13 protein-coding genes are annotated in these 17,964 nt (G+C 68.9%); 11 read left to right on the top strand and 2 right to left on the bottom strand.

The features are described from left to right. Positions 1 to 64 precede the first annotated feature (64 nt). Entirely contained in the window at positions 65 to 2,413 is a 2,349-nt protein-coding gene (locus FDZ84_RS35090) for a LuxR C-terminal-related transcriptional regulator (RefSeq protein ID WP_168589331.1), read from the bottom strand. A 951-nt stretch (positions 2,414 to 3,364) separates the two neighbouring features. Between FDZ84_RS35090 and FDZ84_RS35080 the strand changes: the two genes are divergently transcribed. The 10 genes from FDZ84_RS35080 to FDZ84_RS35035 are packed head-to-tail and all read left to right on the top strand — an operon-like array spanning position 3,365 to position 15,437. Beyond that, positions 3,365 to 4,468, top strand: coding sequence for a PotD/PotF family extracellular solute-binding protein (locus FDZ84_RS35080; protein WP_168590586.1), 1,104 nt, complete (start codon positions 3,365 to 3,367; stop codon positions 4,466 to 4,468). Further along, positions 4,468 to 5,532, top strand: a complete 1,065-nt coding sequence (locus tag FDZ84_RS35075; RefSeq protein ID WP_168589330.1) for an ABC transporter ATP-binding protein — start codon at positions 4,468 to 4,470, stop codon at positions 5,530 to 5,532. The genes FDZ84_RS35080 and FDZ84_RS35075 overlap by 1 nt, the downstream gene beginning before the upstream one ends. Further along, positions 5,529 to 6,359 (top strand): ABC transporter permease, encoded by an 831-nt coding sequence (locus FDZ84_RS35070; RefSeq protein ID WP_168589329.1) that lies wholly within the window; start codon positions 5,529 to 5,531, stop codon positions 6,357 to 6,359. The genes FDZ84_RS35075 and FDZ84_RS35070 overlap by 4 nt, the downstream gene beginning before the upstream one ends. Then, positions 6,356 to 7,159, top strand: coding sequence for an ABC transporter permease (locus FDZ84_RS35065; RefSeq protein ID WP_168589328.1), 804 nt, complete (start codon positions 6,356 to 6,358; stop codon positions 7,157 to 7,159). Before FDZ84_RS35070 ends, FDZ84_RS35065 begins: the two co-directional genes overlap by 4 nt. Then, on the top strand, positions 7,156 to 9,192 hold the full coding sequence (locus tag FDZ84_RS35060; protein ID WP_168589327.1) for a hydantoinase/oxoprolinase family protein: 2,037 nt from the start codon (positions 7,156 to 7,158) through the stop codon (positions 9,190 to 9,192). The genes FDZ84_RS35065 and FDZ84_RS35060 overlap by 4 nt, the downstream gene beginning before the upstream one ends. Then, on the top strand, positions 9,185 to 10,999 hold the full coding sequence (locus FDZ84_RS35055) for a hydantoinase B/oxoprolinase family protein (protein WP_168589326.1): 1,815 nt from the start codon (positions 9,185 to 9,187) through the stop codon (positions 10,997 to 10,999). The genes FDZ84_RS35060 and FDZ84_RS35055 overlap by 8 nt, the downstream gene beginning before the upstream one ends. Further along, entirely contained in the window at positions 10,996 to 11,904 is a 909-nt protein-coding gene (locus tag FDZ84_RS35050) for an LLM class flavin-dependent oxidoreductase (protein WP_168589325.1), read from the top strand. Before FDZ84_RS35055 ends, FDZ84_RS35050 begins: the two co-directional genes overlap by 4 nt. Further along, positions 11,901 to 13,064, top strand: a complete 1,164-nt coding sequence (locus FDZ84_RS35045) for a M20 family metallopeptidase (RefSeq protein WP_168589324.1) — start codon at positions 11,901 to 11,903, stop codon at positions 13,062 to 13,064. Before FDZ84_RS35050 ends, FDZ84_RS35045 begins: the two co-directional genes overlap by 4 nt. Further along, entirely contained in the window at positions 13,061 to 14,776 is a 1,716-nt protein-coding gene (locus FDZ84_RS35040; RefSeq protein WP_168589323.1) for a thiamine pyrophosphate-binding protein, read from the top strand. Before FDZ84_RS35045 ends, FDZ84_RS35040 begins: the two co-directional genes overlap by 4 nt. Positions 14,777 to 14,780: 4 nt before the next feature. Continuing rightward, positions 14,781 to 15,437, top strand: coding sequence for a GntR family transcriptional regulator (locus FDZ84_RS35035; protein ID WP_168589322.1), 657 nt, complete (start codon positions 14,781 to 14,783; stop codon positions 15,435 to 15,437). A gap of 390 nt (positions 15,438 to 15,827) precedes the next feature. On the opposite strand, the gene FDZ84_RS35030 is transcribed toward FDZ84_RS35035, so the two are convergent. Beyond that, positions 15,828 to 16,157, bottom strand: coding sequence for a hypothetical protein (locus FDZ84_RS35030; protein WP_168589321.1), 330 nt, complete (start codon positions 16,155 to 16,157; stop codon positions 15,828 to 15,830). A 417-nt stretch (positions 16,158 to 16,574) separates the two neighbouring features. Here FDZ84_RS35030 and FDZ84_RS35025 point away from each other — a divergent pair, with 417 nt between their 5' ends. Then, the gene (locus FDZ84_RS35025; RefSeq protein WP_168589320.1) at positions 16,575 to 17,849 is read left to right on the top strand and encodes a YrhB domain-containing protein; all 1,275 of its coding nucleotides are present in this window, start codon (positions 16,575 to 16,577) and stop codon (positions 17,847 to 17,849) included. Positions 17,850 to 17,964 lie beyond the last annotated feature (115 nt).

The following is a 17,964-nucleotide window of genomic DNA, read 5'->3' as shown; positions in this document are numbered from 1 at the left end:
CAACAGTGTCTAAATGGTAACTGCGCCTGGAAGCGGCCCACAGCCGCACGTCGTGGCGACGTTATTACGGCGTACTGCTGTGTCCCTCGTTGTGCTTGCTGCCGACGGCCCAGGCGGCGATCTGCGTGCGTGAGGTGGCGCCCAGCTTGATCAAGATGTGCTCAACGTGGGTTTCCGCGGTGCGCTGCGAGATCACCAGGCGGCTGGCGATGTCCTTGTTCGACAGCCCCTGCGCCACGAGCTCGGCGACCTCCCGCTCCCGCCGCGTCAGCACAGACCCACCCGCCGCGGGGACCTTGCCTGGGGGCGGGAGCGGAGCCTGTTCACGCAGCGCGTAGGCCACGGCCTGGTCAACGTCCAGCTGCTTGCCCTGCTGGTAGGCCGCCTCGTACGCCCGATCACCCAGTGCCTTCCTGGCCCGCCGCTCACAGTCGCTTTGCCATCGCACGAGGAACTCGGCGTTCCCCAAGAGCGGGATGGCGCCCATCAGCTTCCACAGCTGCTCGAGCACACCGAACAGCCGCGCCGACCGCTCTGCGTCGCCGCGATCCATCGCCACCAGGGCCAGCAGCATGAGGCACAGCGTCACGTACAGCACATCGTGGAAGCTGTGCGTCAATCGAAGAGCGGCCCGCGCCTCCTCCTCCGCCGCCGCGACGTCGCCGGCGATGCGGCGGACCGCCGCGAGCACCCAGTGCATCCAGCCCTGCGCCAACTCGTCGCCGGCTCGTTCAGAGATCGACCGGCCCTCCTCGCCGAGCGCCATCGCGCGGTCGAGGTCGCCCAGTTCCAGGTACGCGATGGCTCCGTAGACGAAGGTGCGCAGCGCAGGCTGACGCAGCTCGCCCAGAGCCCGGTGCATGGCCAACGCCTGCTCCTCCAGCTCCGCCGCCCGAGCTATGTCGTCACAGAGCACCGCATGAAACCCGAGGAACTGGGTGGCATGGGCAATGGCCGCCCGGTCGCCCACCCGGTCGGCGACGTCGAGGCACTCCCCCAAAGAGCGCTCGATCCGGGGCAGATCGCCCTGCACGAGGCCGATCCAGCCGTCCACCCACAGTGCCCTGGCCCGTTCCCGGCTTGCCCCGTAGGGCAGTGCCAGCACCCGGTCCAGCCAGTACCGGCCGTCGCGGACGAAACCGCAGGCCACCCAGTAGAACCACAGCACGCTGGCCAGCCGCAGCCCGGCCCGGGCCTCACCCGGCTGCGTGCAGCAGAAGTCGAGTGCCGCCCACAGGTTCGGGCCCTGCCCCTGGAACCGCTGCCACCACTGCCGCTGCCGCACCCCCAGCCACTGCGCGTCGGCCTGTTCGGCCAGCGCCAGGTAATAGTCCCGGTGCCGCCGCCGCAGCATTGTCTCCGCACCCTGAGCGGCAAGCCGCTGCCGCCCGTACTGGCGGATGGTCTCCAGCATCCGGTACCGCGTCGTGGTGTCGTTCTCCGCGCGGCTCAGGATCGACTTGTCCACCAGGCCGAATATCGTGTCCAGGACGTCGCCCTCGGCGACGTCGGACCCGGCGCACACCTGTTCGGCGGCTTCGAGGTCGAACTCACCGGCGAACACCGACAGCCGCGCCCAAAGCGTCTGCTCGGTGGGTGAGCACAGGTCGAAGCTCCATTCTATCGCCGCCTGCAGCGTCTGATGTCGCGGCAGCCCGCCCCGCGGCCCGGCGGTCAGCAGCTGGAACCGGTTCTCCAGACGTTGCAGGATCTGTTCCACGGACAGCCCCCGCAGCCGCCGTGCTGCCAGCTCGATCGCCAGCGGCAGCCCATCCAACCGCTGGCACAGCCGCGCCACCGCCGGCTCGTTCTCGCGGTCCACCCGAAATCCCGGCAACGCGGCCGCACCACGCTCCGCGAACAGTGTCACCGCCTCATACTGACCGACGCCGCCGCCCGACGTATCCAGCTGGGGAACTCCCAGCGGCGGCACGGGAAACACCTGTTCGCCGGGAACGTTCAAGGGCTCCCGGCTGGTAGCCAGCACCCGCACCCCGGGCGCCGCTGGCAACACCGCATTCACCATCTGCGCGGCCGCTGTCACCAGGTGCTCGCAGTTGTCCAGCACGATCAGCAACCGCTCCTCTGCCAGGAACTTCAGCAGCGCCGTCAGGGGATATCGCGCCGACTGATCCGGCAGGTGCAACGTCGTCGCCACCGCGTGCACCAACATCCCCGGGTCCTGCACCTTGGCCAGCTCCACCAGCCACACCCCACCCGGGAAAGCGCGCTGCAGTTCCCGGGCCACATGCACGGCCAGCCGGGTCTTGCCCACCCCACCCGGTCCGGTCAACGTGACCAACCGCGACGCCGGCAGCAGCCGCTTCACCTCAGCCGACGCCTGCCGCCGATCCACGAAAGTCGTCCGCTCGGCAGGAAGATATCCGGCATGAGGCCGGGGAATGGTACGCATCGAAAGCCCTCGTCACCGATACTACGAGTGGTGTCAATGCGCGAGCCTGGCTCGGGCCGCGTCGGGGTCCGTGAGTGTTTTTGGTTGCTATGGCACCCAAAAACACTCACGGGCCCTCGGCCAGGGCGTGTGCAAGGTTGACCTGTCCGGTTCAGGTAATCGGGTAGGGAGGTGGGGGGCAGGTTGGCCAGGTGGTGGACCGTTTCGATACCGGCGGCTTTGCCGTTCGGGCCGCGCCAGCGCCATATCCGGATGCCCTGCCGGGCCCCCCGAGCAGATCGGTTCGCAGGTTTCCGTCCAGAACAAGGACCTTTCAGGCTGCGGGCCCTGGCACGTCCGTACCCGTCCACGATTTCCATTGAAATTGCGGAGGTTGTCCACAGGCATCGGCGTGTCGGGGTGCGACACGCCGACGGTCCGCAAGTTCCATTGAAATCGAAGGTTCGATTTCAATGGAACTTGCGGGTTCTCGCCGCCGAGGCGGACTCGATGAACGTCTTCGCACCGGCGGTCACCGCCAGCACCGCCAGGGCCGGCAGCAACGGCAACCCATACAGGATTCCCCGCCCACCGCCTCCAGAGCCCGCCAGAGTCCATCCACACGACCCCGTGAGGACTCGACTGTGAGGGTGGGCCGGTCAAGCACAACCCGAACCTGGGAAGCCAAGAACACAAGAGCGCGGCTCCTGGATAGACCGTCACGGCTTGGACAACCCGATGATCTCCCACCGGAAACCGCGCCCTCGTCTCGCGTCCCACCTGGACAGAAACCCGCCGCAGCCCTCAGATCAACCTTGCACACGCCCTGGGCCCTCAGCTTCCAAGCAGGGCGTTCCTGAGTTTCCGCATCGTGGGAAAACTTGTCGTATGCGACTTCGTATGCGAAGTTCACGGCACTGAAAACGGGTCCGCAGCCGGATCCGGCCGATTCGCCCGCCCAGGAGATCTCCCATGACCAACTTCTCCCTGACCCGGCGCGGTTTCCTCCGCGCGACGGGTCTCGCCGGCGCGGCGACCGTGCTCGCCGCCTGCGGCACGCCGGGTGGGACGTCCTCGTCCGGGGGCGGCCCGGCGGGCACCGAGATCACGATGTTCCACTGGGCCGGAGCCCAGGGGACGGTGCCCGAGCAGGTCGGGAAGGCTTTCGCCGCATCGAGCGGGGTGACCGTCAAGTACATCGAGGGCACCAACGCCGACACGTTCCCGAAGCTCGTCTCGTCGGTTCAGATCAACGCCTCGAAACCGCTGGTCAACCTCGGTTTCTTCAATGCGCAGAGCTTTTCGCAGGGCAACGGCCAAAATCTGTGGCTGCCGGTGCCGGATTCGGTCACCGCGATCGATCAGGTCCTGCCGGAGTACCGGGTCCCTGACCGCCGAGGCGCCTACCTGGTGATGGACGCGATGGGGCTGGTCTACAGCAAGAAGGCATTCCCGACACCACCGAAATCGTGGATGGACCTGTTCGCCGCCGCCAACCGCGGCAAGGTCACCACGTGGGACGCGCCGTCGTTCGGCGTGAACGCGTTACCGGTGATCGCGAAGCTCAACGGGGGCAGTGAATCGAACCTCCAGCCCGGGCTCGATGTCTTCGAGAACGCGGCGAAGGCAGGCCAGCTCCGCGGTTTCATCGCCTCTCTGGACGCCCTGCGCCAGCAGCTCAACTCCGGTGAGGTGGTGATCGCGCCCGGGTTCCAGGGCGTGGCCGAGCCGTGGATCCAGGCCGGGGACCCGATCGGCTTCGCCGTGCCGACCGAGGGTGTGATGGCGTTCCCAGAGGGTTTCCAGATCGTCAAAGGCTCCAGCGACGCCCAGGTCGACGCTACGGCGAAGCTCATGAACCAGATTTTCTCGCCCGAAAACGTCAGTGCTTACTGCAACGCGACGGGAACACTTCCGCTCGTCCAGGGCGCGAAGCTCGACGCCAAATACGCCGACCGGCCCAGTTTCCAGCTCTCGACCGTGGAAAACGCCATCCGCCTCGACTGGAATGCGCTCGTCGCCGCCATCCCGGCCGCGACCAAGGTGTGGAACGAGCAGGTCAAGGCCCATATCTGATGGCACATCCAGCAACCGGTTTCGCCGCCAGCTCCGTCGAGGCGCGTGGCGTGACCCGCCGCTTCGGCGAGCACACGGTGCTCGACGCGGTCGACCTCACGATCCCGTCCAGTAGCTTCTTCTGCCTGCTCGGGCCGTCGGGCTGCGGGAAGACAACGCTGCTGCGGATCATCGCCGGGCTCGACCTGCCCGACGCGGGAACACTCCACATCGGAGGGACGGACCACACCCGCACGCCGACGCATCGCCGGCCCACCAACCTGGTCTTCCAGAGCGGGGCACTGTTCCCGCACCTGAACGTGGCCGAGAACATCGCCTTCGGCCTTCGCACGCGGAAGACGCCGAAGGCCGAAATACGCCGCCGGGTCGGCGAAATGCTCGAGCTGGTCGCGATGGATGGGTATGAAAACCGTTCCCTGGAAACGCTTTCCGGCGGTCAACGGCAGCGCGTCGCGATCGCCCGCTCGCTGGTCCGCCGCCCGGACGTGCTGCTGCTCGACGAGCCACTGAGCGCACTGGATCTGAGCCTGCAGCTGCGGATGCGCCGCGAGCTGCGGACCTGGCAGCAGGAGACCGGCACGACGTTCGTCTGCGTGACGCACAACCAGGCCGAGGCGATGGAGCTGGGCGACCGGATAGCGGTGCTGAACGCGGGCCGGATCGAGCAGGCCGGCACCGGCCGCGAGCTGTACGAGTCGCCCCGCAGCCGGTTCGTCGCCGGCTTCATCGGCGAGAACAACATCTTCGACGCCGCCGACTCCGTTGACGGCATCGCCTTTCCGGACATCGACAACACCGGTGTGGAAGCTTTCGCCGTGCGCCCCGAAGATGTTCGCCTGGTCGGCACGAAAGAGGGTGGCGCCCGCGGCGAAGCCATCGTGCAGACCGCGAGCTTTACCGGCAAGTCGATACGCGTCGCGGTGACCACGAGCACGGGCCGCGAACTACTCGCGGAACTCGCCCCGTCGCACGGCGAGCTCTTTCCCGGGCAGCAGGTCGGCATTGCGTTCCCGGCCGAAGCGGTGCGGCGGCTGGGCCGGGTTCCCGGCCAGGTGCCCGCATGACGGCCACGCGCCGCAGGCTCGGCCTGCTCCTGCTGGCGCCCGGAACGGCGTATCTCGTCCTCGCCTTCGTATCTCTCGCGCTACTGCTCGTCTCCTACAGCGTCCGCATCGAGCAGAAGTCGACCCTCTTCGCGCCCTTCGATCTCGCCACCTGGCGGGCCGCGCTCGGTGACGGATACCTGTGGTCGACGGTCGGCACAACGCTCCGGTTCGGCCTGCTCGTGACCGTCCTTTGTGTCCTGATCGGCTATCCGCTGGCGTGGTGCGTGCGCGGGATGCGCCGACCGTGGCAGGCCGGGGCGATGCTGTTCTTGATCTTCTCGCCGATCCTGGTCAGCGTCGTCGTCCGCAGCTACGGGTGGGCGATGCTGCTGCGCCCCGGCGGGCCGCTGGGCGGTGTCCTTGGCAGCTGGCTGTACCACGAACCGGGGGTGGTCCTCGCGCTGGTACACGTCGAGCTGCCATTCGCGTTCTTCCCGATCCTGGCCGCCGTGCGCACGCTCCCCGCTGAACTGAGCGAGGCCGCGGCCGACCTGGGCGCGCGGCGCGCCCGGCGGTTCTGGCAGGTGCAGCTGCCGCTCACCACGCCAGGCCTGCTCAGTGGTGCGCAGCTGACGTTCACGCTGACGATCAGCGCCTTCGCCACACCCGCGCTGCTCGGTGGCGGGCGTGTGACCGTGCTAGCGCAGAGCATCTACTCCGACATCCAGCAGCTGCAGTGGCCGCACGCGGCGGTGCAGGCCGTGGTCCTTCTCGTGCTCACCCTGGTCGTCCTCGCGATCTTCGGGCTCGTGGGCCGACTGGCCGGACCGAGGAGGCCGTTGTGAACCGTTTGCTGCGCACAGTTTTCCTGACCCTGGTCGGGCTTTTCATCGTCGCGCCGCTCATCGTCATCCTCGTCGCATCGGTGAGCACGGACGAGGCGCTCAGTGGCCTGCCGTCCGGGTTCACCACCCGCTGGCTGAGCGAAGCCCTTGCCAACGACCAGTTCCAGGTAGGTTTCGCCTATTCGATCCGCGTCGCCGCCATCGCCACCGCCTGGGCCGTCGTGCTGGGCACGAGTGCGGCCTACGCGATCCACCGGTTCGATGTGCCGGGGAAATCCTTGCTGCGTGCGGTTTTCATCGCCCCGCTGAGTCTGCCGCGCGTCGTGGCCGGCTTCTGCTTCTTCGTGCTGTACGCGTCGCTGGTCCCGGCGGCATACGGGACTGTCGGAGGGGTCGCGTTCGCGCATGTCCTGCTCCTGCTCCCGTTCGTGGTGTCGCTGGTCGGCGCGGGCCTGGCCAACCTCGACCCCGAGCTGGAGGAGGCCGCACGCGATCTGGGCGCCACGCCGTGGCAGGCGTTCCTGCGCGTGACCCTGCCACGAATCCGCGTGTCGGTGATCATCGCCGCCGTGTTCGGGTTCCTCACGTCATTCGACGAGGTGGACCTGTCGGTATTCCTGATGCCCGCGGATACCACGACGCTGCCGGTCGCGATCTTCCTCCGCCTGCAGCAGAACCAGGATCCGGTCACGTCGGCCGTGTCGAGCCTGATGATCGTCGGGTCGCTCGCGCTCACCGGGCTCGTCGCCCTCGCCGTGCGCCGCGCCGGGCTGTTCGCGACCCGGAAGGAGCGCATGTGAGTTACCGATTGGGCGTCGATGTGGGCGGCACGTTCACCGATGTCGTGCTCGCCGACGCCGTCACCGGCGAACTGGTCACCGACAAGGTTCCCTCCGATGCCGAGCAGCCCGCCCGTGCGGTCCTGCACGGAGTCCGCCGGGTGCTGGACCGCTCGGGCATCTCGCCGGAGCAGATCGAGTACTTCTCCCACGGCCAGACCTTCGCGCTCAACACCGTTTTGCAGCGGTCGGGGGCTCGGGTCGGTCTGCTCGTGACTCGCGGGTTCCCGGATCTACTCAGCATCGGCCGCCTTCGCCTGGATGATCCGATCGACCTGTTCACCGCCGAGCGCACCCCGCTCGTCGCCGAGGCCGATGTCCGTGAGATCAGTGAACGGGTGACGGTCGGTGGCGTGGTGGTGCGGGCGCTGGACCCGGACGAGGTGCGTCGTGCGGTGCGGGAACTGGTCGCGAGCGGGGTCGAGGCCGTGGCGGTCGCGTTCTTGCATGCCCACCTGCATCCCGAACACGAGCGCGCGGCCGCATCGGCGATCGCCGAGGAGTTCCCGGAGCTGCCGGTCGCGTGCTCGGCCCAGTTGTGGCCCGAAGAAAAGGAGTACGAACGCGCCACGGTCGCGGTGCTCGCCGCGCATGTCGGCGGCGCGCTGGGTGCTTACCTCGCCCAGCTGGCCGGAGCGCTCCGCGAACTGGGCCTGTCGTGCCCGTTGCACATCACCAAGTCGAACGGCGGGGTGGCCGCGGTCGACGAGCGCCCAGGCGAAAACCTGCTCGCCGCAGTGGAAACGCTGTTGTCCGGCCCCGCATCCGGTGTCGCGGGTGCGATCCGGCTGGCCGCGGCCGCCGGGGTACACCGGATGATCACGATGGACATGGGCGGGACCAGCGTGGACTGCGCGGTGGTCGACGGCGCGATCCCGTACTCGACGCAGAGCCGGATCGGCGAGTTCCCGTTGATTCTCCCGTCGGTCGAGGTGAGCTCGATCGGTGCAGGTGGCAGCTCGGTCATCCGGGTCGATCCGGCCGGGGTGCTCAAGGTCGGCCCGCGCAGTGCGGGCGCGTGGCCCGGTCCCGCGTGCTATGGCCGCGGTGGTACCGAACCCACGCTGACCGACGCGTACGTCGTGTGCGGCTATCTCGATCCGGAGGACTTCGCGGCCGGCACCGTGCCGATCGACGTGGCGGCGGCGCGCGCCGCGCTGGAACCCGTCGCGAACCGGCTCGGACTGGGCCTGGAGGAGGCCGCCGAGTCGGCGGTATCCGTTGCCACGGCGATGATGCACGCCCAACTCGTCCCGCTGTGCGCCCAGCGCGGTATCGACACCGCGGACCTGGTCCTGGTCGCCTACGGCGGGGCGGGGCCGGTCCAGGCCGCGCTCCTCGCACGGGCGCTACACACAGCCGAGGTGCTCATCCCCGCCTCGCCCGGCACGCTGTGCGCGCTGGGAGCCCTCTCCACCGAACTGCGCGCCGATCTGGTCGCACCGATCGGCTGGCGCGTCGCCGACGAAGTGCTCGCCAGGACCTGGGAAGAGCTGACCGCCAAGGCGCGCGCCTGGTACCTCGCACAGGAGCACACGCTACATCCCGACGTCCAGCTCACCCGCTGGGCCGACGTCCAGCTCGACGGCCAGTCCTTCACCCTGCCGGTCGCGCTCGCCGACGGCGTGCCCGCGACCGTCGCCGCGCTGCGCGAAGCCTTCGCCGCGGATTACCGGCGGGCCTACGCCGTGGATCCGGGCGACGCCGGAATCGACGTGCGGACCCTGCGGATCACCCTGGCCGCCGCGGGGAACCTGCCCCTGGCGCGGCGGCAGACGGCGGAGCCGGCGCAGGTGCGACCGCATCTCGTCGTCGAGAACGGACGTGTCGTGAAAGGGGAGGTACACCGGCGGCCCGGCATAGCCGCCGGCACGGAAATCCAGGGCCCCGCGGTCATTTCCGCACCCGACACCACGGTGTTCGTCCCGTCCGGGTTCCGGGCGACGGTGGACGGGTTGGGCAATCTGCGGCTGCGAGGAGAGGCCAATGCGTAGTTCCCCGGTCTGGCTCGAAATCCTGGCGCACCGGTTCTCCGCGGTGGTGGAGGAGATGGCGGAGACGATCCGCCGCACGAGCTTCAGCACGTTCGTCAAGCAGACCGCCGATTTCGGCACCTGCCTGGTGACTCCCGAAGGCGAGCTTTTCGCGGCGCCCCGGCGGATTTCGGGAAACACCATGATCGGCGTGCCCGCGGGTGCCGCGATCCGTTCGCTCGGCGAATACCGGCCCGGCGATGTCGGGATCAGCAACGATCCGGACTCGACCGGTGGACTGGTCACGCATCTGCCCGACCTGTGGACCTGGTGCCCGCTCTACGCCGGCGACGAGCTCATCGCGTTCGCGCTGAGTTTCGTGCATTCATCGGACATCGGCGGCAGCGTGCCGAGCTCGATCGACTGGGGCCTGACCGACCAGCACCAGGAGGGTCTGCTCATCCCGCCGGTGCGGCTGATCGACGACGGCCGCCGCAACGACGCGCTGTTCGCCCTGATCGCCCGCAATTCCCGGGTTCCGCGGGAGAACATCGGCGATATCGAGGCCCAGATCGCCGCGTTGCGCACGGCCCAGCGGCGAATCGGGGAGATCCACGAAACCTTTGGTGCGCAGGCGATGAAAGACGCCGTCGCCGACCTGCTGGACACCGCCGAAAGCCGAGCGGGGGACATGCTCGGCGAACTCGCCGACGGGACCTACGAGTTCGTCGACTATCTCGAAGGCGCGGCAAGTGTGCCGCCGACCCGGCTGCGGCTGGCGCTCACGATTTCCGGCCGCACCGCGCATCTGTCGTTCGAAGGGACGTCGCCGCAGGTCGTCGAAGCGATCAACCTGCACACCGGCGGCGAGCCGGGACACTACATGCTGGCCTTCGCGCTGGTGAACTGGTTCTACTCCCAGGACAAGTCGGTGCCGTACAACTCCGGCCTGGTCCGTCCGCTGACCGCGACGCTGCCGCCGGGTTCGGTGGTCAACCCGCATGCCGGGGCGACCTGCGGGGTCCGCGCGGCGGTGTTCTTCCGGATCATGGACTGCGTCCTCGGATGTCTCGCCCAGGCCGCGCCGGACGCGGCGATGGCCGCCGGTGCCGGAGCCGTCGCCATCGCGGCGATCTCGCATCGCGACCCGGTCACCGGGCGTCGGCACGTGTCGGTCGGGCAGCCGCTGACCGGCGGTTCGGGCGGGCGCCCGGGGCTGCCAGGGCTGCGCGGTACCAGCTACATGGGCGGCTGGCTGCGCAACGTGCCCAACGAGGTGCTCGAAGCCGAGGTGCCCGTGCTCGTCGAGCAGTACCGCTACCGCCGGGATTCCGGCGGCTCGGGTGCGTTTCCGGGCGGGGACGGGCTGATCGTGGAGCTGCGCAGCCTGGACGACAACGTGACCTTCGCGGTGCGGGGGCTGGAAAGGCTGGTCTACCAGCCCTGGGGCGTACGCGGCGGGGGGCCGGGGCAGCGGGGCCGCGCGACCCTGAACCCTGGCACGCCGGACGAACGCGACCTGGGCCGGGTTCGCACGATCACCCTGAACCGGGGAGACGTGCTGCGGGTGGAGACTCCGGGCGGAGGAGGGCTCGGCGAACGGCCGCCCGGCGAAGGCCTGTTCACGCTCGGCGAAGCCAGGGAAACCCACGACCGCCGCTGGCCAGGCGCCAGCCAGCGTGCGCTGATCGACGCCGTACTCGGCCGTGTTCCGCCGGCACGCCAGGCCACTACATACCGGACGCTGTACCTGGAGGCGGAGCGGCGCGCCGCGGACGGTGTGGTGACCGAAGAGATCGTGCACGCGGTACTGGAGGGGGCGTTGTGACCGCCTTGCGTTTCGGCTTGATGACCCACGAATCGGCACCGTGGCCCGAACTCGCCGAGCGCTGGCGAGGCTTCGAGGCCGCGGGGTGGGACGCGTTGTGGGCAGGCGATCACCTGTGGAGCGGCGGCGATACGGCGAAACCCCGGTTCGAGGCATGGCTGCTGGCCGCCGGGATCGCGAACGCGACCTCGACCGCGGCCGTCGGCACGCTGGTGAGCGCCATCGGCCTGCGGAACCCGTCCGTGCTGGCGAAACAGGCCGTGACGCTGGACCATATGTCCGGCGGGCGTGCGATAGCCGGGATCGGCCTGGGCGGCAACCCGAAGGACCTCGCTGCCGCCGGGCTCGACCCGTGGCCGGCGGCCGAACGAGGGCCACGCCTGGCCGAGTACTGCGCGGTCGTGCGCGCGATGCTCGACGGCGGTGCGGTCGAGGTCGGCGGGACCTATTACCGGGCCCGGGGTTTCTCCGCGCCCGGGCCGGTCGCGGACCGGATCCCGCTGCTGATCGCCGCGCACCTGCCCGCGTCGATCAAGGTGGCAGCGCGCTACGCGGATGTCTGGAGCACCTACGGAACCCTGTTCAGCCAACTAGCCCGAGGCATCTCGCTGACGCCGGACGAGAGCCTTGCCGCGACCGCGCGGCGTTCGCGGTTGCTCGACGCCGAATGCGAGCTCCTCGGCCGCGATCCGGCTTCGGTGCGCCGGTCGTTCATGCTCGCGTTCACCCAGGACACGCCCTGGCTGTCGGTGCAGCACTTCCGCGACACGATCGGCCGCTACGCGGAGCTCGGGATCACCGAGTTCATGTTCCCGTTTCCCTTACAGGGCAAGCATGATCTGGAGGTCTTTGCCGAGGTCGTGGAGTCCGTACTGCCTCGGCTGCGGAAGGGGGAGCGGCCGTGAACGACGACCTGATCGCGCTGCGACGGAGCCTGCACGCCGCTCCCGAGGTCGGGTTGCACCTGCCCCGGACCCAGCAGAAAGTGCTGGACGCGCTCGACGGCCTTCCGCTGAAGATCACCACGGGGATCCGGTGCACGTCGATGACCGCGGTCCTGGAAGGCGCCCGGCCGGGGCCGGCAGTGCTGCTGCGGGGTGACATGGACGCCCTGCCAGTTCGCGAGGACACCGGGCTCGACTTCGCCGCCACGGGCGCCGCCATGCACGCGTGCGGGCACGATCTGCACACCGCGGCTCTCGTCGGCGCCGCCCGGTTGCTGTCCGCGGAGCGCGAAGTGTTGGCGGGCAAGGTCGTGTTCATGTTCCAGCCCGGCGAGGAAGGCCACGGCGGCGCCCAGCTGATGCTCGACGAAGGCCTGCTCGACGTGGCCGGCGCCAGGCCCGACTTCGCCTACGCGCTGCACGTCCTCGCCGACCGGCCGCGTGGACTGGTGCTGTGCCGTCCCGGGCCGGTCATGGCCGCCTACTCGGTACTGGAGGTGACCGTCGAGGGCCGCGGCGGGCACGGCGGTCGCCCGCACGAGGCCCATGACCCGGTCCCAGCGCTGGCCGAGATCGTGACCGCGCTGTACACGTATGTCGCCCGCCGGTTCGATTCCTTCGACCCCGTGGTGCTCACCGTCGGCGAGATGCATGCCGGATCGGCGCCGAATGTGATACCCGACAACGGTTTCCTGAAAGCCGGGGTGCGCACGTTCTCCGAAACGGCGACCACCCGGATCGCGGCCGAGCTGCCCGCGGTGGCGGGCTCGGTGGCCGCCGCGCACGGGCTCACCGCCCGCACCAGCGTCCGTCCGGTAATGGCGCCGACCGTGAACGACCCCGTCGCGGCGGCCGTGTTCGCCGACACCGCGATCCGGCTGTTCGGTCCCGGCCGGTACCGCGACCTCGAGCATCCGCGCGCCGGCTCGGAGGATTTCTCCCTGGTACTGCGGGAAATCCCCGGTGCATACGGATACCTGGGCGCGGCGGAGCCCGGTGCGACCGAGGGCAACCACTCGCCCCGCGCCCGGTTCGACGACAGCGTCCTGCCCGATGCCGCGGCGCTGCTGGCCGGTCTGGCCCGTCATCACCTGAACCCCGCGAGGAAGGCCAAGTCATGACCGAACGATGTACCCGCGGCGCCGACGTGATCGTCGACGCGCTGATCCGCAGTGGTGTGACCACAGTGTTCGGCGTGCCGGGTGATACCGGGGTTGTGCTCTACGACGCGTTCTACCACCGGTCGGGCGAGATCGAGCACGTCCTGGCCCGCGACGAGCGGCACGCCGCGTACATGGCCGACGCGTATGCCCGTGTCACCAACCGGGTCGGCGTCGTCGAGGTGTCCAGCGGCGGGGGCGCGACCTACGCGGTCGGCGGGCTGGGAGACGCGTTCGCCTCGGGCGTGCCGGTGCTCGTGATCAGCTCGGACATCCACGCCGCGAGCCGTGGCAGCGGGGCGCTCACCGAAATCGACCAGCGCGGGCTCTTTTCGGCCGTCACCAAGGCACAGCTCGTTGTCGAACGAGCCGACGAGCTGCCCGCGGCGATCGAGGAGGCATTGACGACCGCGATCACTGGCCGTCCGGCGCCGGTCGTGCTGATCGTGCCCGAGAATGTGCTGGACGAGCACACGTCCGCGACCGCACGAACCAGTGTGATCGCCGCCCCGGCCCGGCGGGAGCACGCCGACGAAGCCGCCGTCGAGATCGCCGCGCGGGCGCTGGCGGGAGCACGGCACCCGGTGCTCGTCGCGGGCGGCGGCGTGCACATTTCGGGCGCCTACCAGGAATTGCGCGAGCTGGCCGAGGCGCTCGGCGCGGGTATCGCGACCACGATCCACGGCGTCGGCGCCGTAGGCACCGGCGATCCGTGGCGGCTCGGGATCGTGGGCAACAACTCGGGCCAGCCTGGCACCAACGCCCACATCGCCGCTGCCGACGTCGTGCTGCTCGTGGGTACCCGGGCCAACGCGACGGACACCAACAGCTGGACGGCCCCGGCACGATACGGTCAGACGGTGATCCAGATCGACATCGACAAGGCCAGGGCGGGCCGTAACTTCCCCGGCTCGCTCCCGCTCGTCGGAGACTGCCGCACGGTTCTGGCTCAGCTACGCCGAGCCGTGACACCGCTGGAGCCCGGACAGCGGGCGCGGCGGCTGGAGGCGGTGGCGTCGGCGCGCGCGAACGCCACCCCGTCGACTGCCTCCGCCGAGTACGCGCCCGGGTTGCTCTATCCACGCGCCGTGGTGGAAACGGTACGAGGCCTGCTGGGCGAAGGCACGACGGTCGTCGCCGACCCGGGCACGCCGACCCCGAACGTCGCCGCCTTCTGGACTCAGCCGCGACCTGGCCGCGGGGTCGTGATTCCACGCGGGCACGGGCCGATGGGTTACGCGATCCCGGCGGCGATCGGCATCGCGAAGGCCCGGCCGGGGCGCCCGGTCGTCGCCGTGACCGCAGACGGAAGCTTCGCGATGGCCTGCGGTGAGCTGGAGACCGCGGCCAGGTTCGCGCTGCCGATCCTGTTCGTGCAGCTGACCAACCACAGCATGGGCTGGATCAAGATGCTGCAGCACCTCTACACGGGCGGCCGGTACTTCGGCGTGGACCCCGGCCCGACCGACGCGGTGATGGTGGCCGCCGCCAACGGGATCGACGGCGCCGCCGTGACTTCGATCGAGGAGCTCGAAAAGCTCGCCGGAGAGTTCGCCGCGAACCCGCGGCCCTGCTATGCCGACGTCGTGGTGCCGCACCTCATCGAGTACACCCCGCCGGTTCCGGCGTGGGACGCGGGCCTGGCCGGTCACGGCGAACGGCCGGTGTACTGATCTCATGCCGACCAGCGCTCCTGTCCCCGGAGGCCGCGCCCGGCTTTCCGAAGAGGTTTACCGCAGGCTTCGGGCCGACATCATCGACGGCGTGATCCTGGCCGGCTCCCCGCTCGTGGAGGACGAGATCGCCGAGCGGCTTGGCGTGTCCCGGACCCCCGTGCGGGAGAGCATCCAGCGGCTCGCGGCCGACGGCCTCGCCGAATCGCGGCGCCGCCGGTGGGTCGTGCGCGCCTACTCCGCCGAGGAGGTCGTGGAGATCTACGGCGTACGGGCGGCGCTCGAGTCGCACGCCGCCCGGCTTGCCGCGCTGAACGCGAGCGATGCGCAGCGCGCGGAGATCGAGGCACAGCGGGAGCTGATGACCACCGAGGACGCCTCCGTGCTCGCGGAACGGGCCAAGACGAACGACATCTTTCATGATCTGATCACCGCCGCGTCCGGCAACAGCCGGCTGCTGGAGGACCTTCGCGAACAGCGGCTGTTCCACTTCAACGCGCGCGTCGCCTCCGTCTACACCGCGGAGGATCTGCACCGCTCTTCGCGCCAGCACGGCGCGCTCATCGATGCCGTGGTCGGTGCCAGGCCGGCCGAGGCGGCTGAAGTCGCGCTGGAGCACGTCGAGTTCTCAATGCAGCTCGTGCTGCGCAAGCTGTACTGAGCGCCGGGCCCGCTTGCCGGCTCTTGTGGACAGTGGATCGCGGTCGCCGGGTGTTCTCGGTGACGGAGTTGGAGGATGTCCGCCGCAGGCGTGGATCGGTACCGCCTGTTGAGGGCGTGGTGTTGTATGCGCGGGTGTCCTCGCAGCGCCAGTGCCGCGAGGGTGCTCTTGTCCGGCAGCGCGTGAGAGGTGAGGTGAGGGGTGAGGCGGTGGCACGAGGAAAGCTTCGGCTGATCGCTGTGCCGGTCACCGCGGCCTCGCCATCCAGGGGCGCGTGTCCGCGATCGTCTCCGGGTGTCGGCTGTCGATGAGCAGGTGCTGACTCGGGTGGGACAGCACCTTGGTTCTCTCGCCCCAGTCTCACCAGGGCAATCCGCGCTATCGTGAGCGCTATTGGGTGCTATGGCACCCAAAAACACTCACGGGTTTGCGAAGGTGGCCATCGGCACCCAGGAACATCAGCACCAAAAATTTGCCCGGTCTTCTTTTGATGTCCGCCCGCAGATCCTTTTTGGAGACCTTGCCGACGTTCGTCAGCGGCAAGGTCTCGACGACCTCGACTCGCTCGGGCATGGCGACGATCGCGGCGTTGCGCACGTCGGGGTGACGTACGAGCAATTCCTCGACCTCATCGGAATGGATCTTCTCGGCACCGCGGTTGATGGCGTCTTTGATCCGGCCGTCGATCCCGTAGTACGCGCGCCCATCCAGCACGTGCAAGGTGACCAGGTCGCCAGTGCGGTAGAACCGTCCGAGGTGAATGTCGACGCGTTGTGTTCGGGCGCCCGGTAGTAGCCGGTGATGGTGTACGGGCCACGGCACGCGAGCTCGCCCGGTGTGGGCTTTCTCCGGTCGGGTCCAGACCCGCGGCGTGGTGGTCGCCCGTGCCGACGTCCAGGTCGAGGAACACGCCATGTGTGCTGGTCATACACCAGGTACTTCGCGTTGTGCGAGAGCTGGTCACCGGTCGGGCGTCGGAGGCTGTCACGGAGAGGAATCTCTCGTTTACGCCACCAGGGAGACAGTAGTCCGGGCGGGCAGGTGGTGCCTGACGTTCGGGTAAGGGGTTTGGGGACTGGGTGTGGTGGGGCTCATACTGCGCTGGAAATGGTTTGGCGAGTGAGGGGGCGCAGCGGCATGAACGAGCTCGCGGAGCGGGCACGCTCCTGGTTGCACGACACCTATGGGCAGCGTGTGGCGCTGAGGGATGAGGAGGCGATCCTCTCGACGGAGCGGGTGGCGTTCTTCGGTTGCCGCTATGTGGAGTCTGATGAGCCGATGTTGGCGGCGACGATCTGCGTGCCGCGGGACGGGGCGGATCCGTTTCCCGCGTCTAATGCCGGTCCGCTGGATGAGGCTCTCAATGTGTCACGGTCCGAGCCGAGGGCGTGGCGCTGGCGGGTCAACGCACGGAACTGTGTGATCGCGACCGATGCCGCGGTGAATTGCTGGCCTGCCTCGGCGCTGCCGTGGGATCCGGCCGGCGAGACGCCGGGCTGGTGGGATCGGATGCTGGCGACGTATTTCCCCGATGCCGAGGTGTTGACCTGCTCGACGTGGGCGGATGCGAGCAGGGCCATTGTGGACGGGGGCGTGGGGACTCGGGCCGTGGTGTGGTTGCGTCGTCAGCTCGGTGGGCGTGAACTGGCCGGTCACCTGCTGTATGCGGACTACGCGGATGACGCTGTGGTCTTTCTCGACGGTCTACGTGGGACTGTCGCCGAGCAGAATGACGCCGAAGTGGCTGAGCTCGTGGTGGCGCGTTTCCGCCGTCGGCAAGATGAGTCGGTCGGCGGGCTGCTGCCGTCGGAGGCCGCGGCGGACGAATTCGCCGGGGCTGTCGAGAAGGCGCAGGCGTGGCTGGCGTACCGCTATGACGGCGAGGTGGAGCTAGTCGGTCCTGATCCGGCCGATGAGACCGAGCGTGGCTGGTTGTTCGCCTGTACCACCCGGAGTTTCCAGCGTAGTGGCGACTGGCGTGACCAGATGCTGGATGCGGCTGTGGTGGTCCCAAAAGCGGCCGGTGAACAGCCGTTCGGTTTGCCCAACCGTGATCCGTGGACGTGGCTGGATGACTGGAACGCCGGGAAGCCGGGGTTGATGCCGCCGCCTGAGCCCGCGCAGGCTGCGTGGTTCGGTCCTATGGTGGCCGAGCTCGGACCCGTGGCCGGTAGCAGCGTTCACGAGCATTGGTTCGGGGTTCTGGAGGAGATCGCTTCTTTTCCCGCGCGAACCCAGGCACTGGTGTGGCTGCGCAGGAGGGATACCCGGGGCCGGGAGAGCGTCGGGCACCTGTTGGTGGCCGTGAACGAGACCGAGGGTGTTCAGCTGTTTGACCCGATGGACGGGCGTGCTCAGCCGCTCATCGAAACCGCACCGTTCGAGTTCCGTGTCATGCGCTTTGACTCGTGAGTACGGATACGTGTTGCAGGTCCCCCTTTTTCGCTCGCAAGCGTATCCGTTGAGAGTGACATCTTCATGAATACGAGTGGCGGGGTGAACCTTGCTGCTTGAAGGAGCCGTGTGT

The sequence above is a fragment of the Saccharopolyspora sp. ASAGF58 genome (genome assembly GCF_012277335.1).
GTDB classification, from domain to species: Bacteria; Actinomycetota; Actinomycetes; order Mycobacteriales; family Pseudonocardiaceae; genus Saccharopolyspora; species Saccharopolyspora hattusasensis.
This window is presented reverse-complemented; position numbering and strand designations above follow the sequence as displayed.

What these genes read in the sequence shown, in the direction of transcription:
- FDZ84_RS35090 (WP_168589331.1), bottom strand. Translation starts at nt 2,413, where the DNA reads ATGCGTACCATTCCCCGGCCTCATGCCGGATATCTTCCTGCCGAGCGG.
- FDZ84_RS35080 (WP_168590586.1), top strand. Translation starts at nt 3,365, where the DNA reads ATGACCAACTTCTCCCTGACCCGGCGCGGTTTCCTCCGCGCGACGGGT.
- FDZ84_RS35075 (WP_168589330.1), top strand. Translation starts at nt 4,468, where the DNA reads ATGGCACATCCAGCAACCGGTTTCGCCGCCAGCTCCGTCGAGGCGCGT.
- FDZ84_RS35070 (WP_168589329.1), top strand. Translation starts at nt 5,529, where the DNA reads ATGACGGCCACGCGCCGCAGGCTCGGCCTGCTCCTGCTGGCGCCCGGA.
- FDZ84_RS35055 (WP_168589326.1), top strand. Translation starts at nt 9,185, where the DNA reads ATGCGTAGTTCCCCGGTCTGGCTCGAAATCCTGGCGCACCGGTTCTCC.
- FDZ84_RS35040 (WP_168589323.1), top strand. Translation starts at nt 13,061, where the DNA reads ATGACCGAACGATGTACCCGCGGCGCCGACGTGATCGTCGACGCGCTG.
- FDZ84_RS35035 (WP_168589322.1), top strand. Translation starts at nt 14,781, where the DNA reads ATGCCGACCAGCGCTCCTGTCCCCGGAGGCCGCGCCCGGCTTTCCGAA.
- FDZ84_RS35025 (WP_168589320.1), top strand. Translation starts at nt 16,575, where the DNA reads ATGAACGAGCTCGCGGAGCGGGCACGCTCCTGGTTGCACGACACCTAT.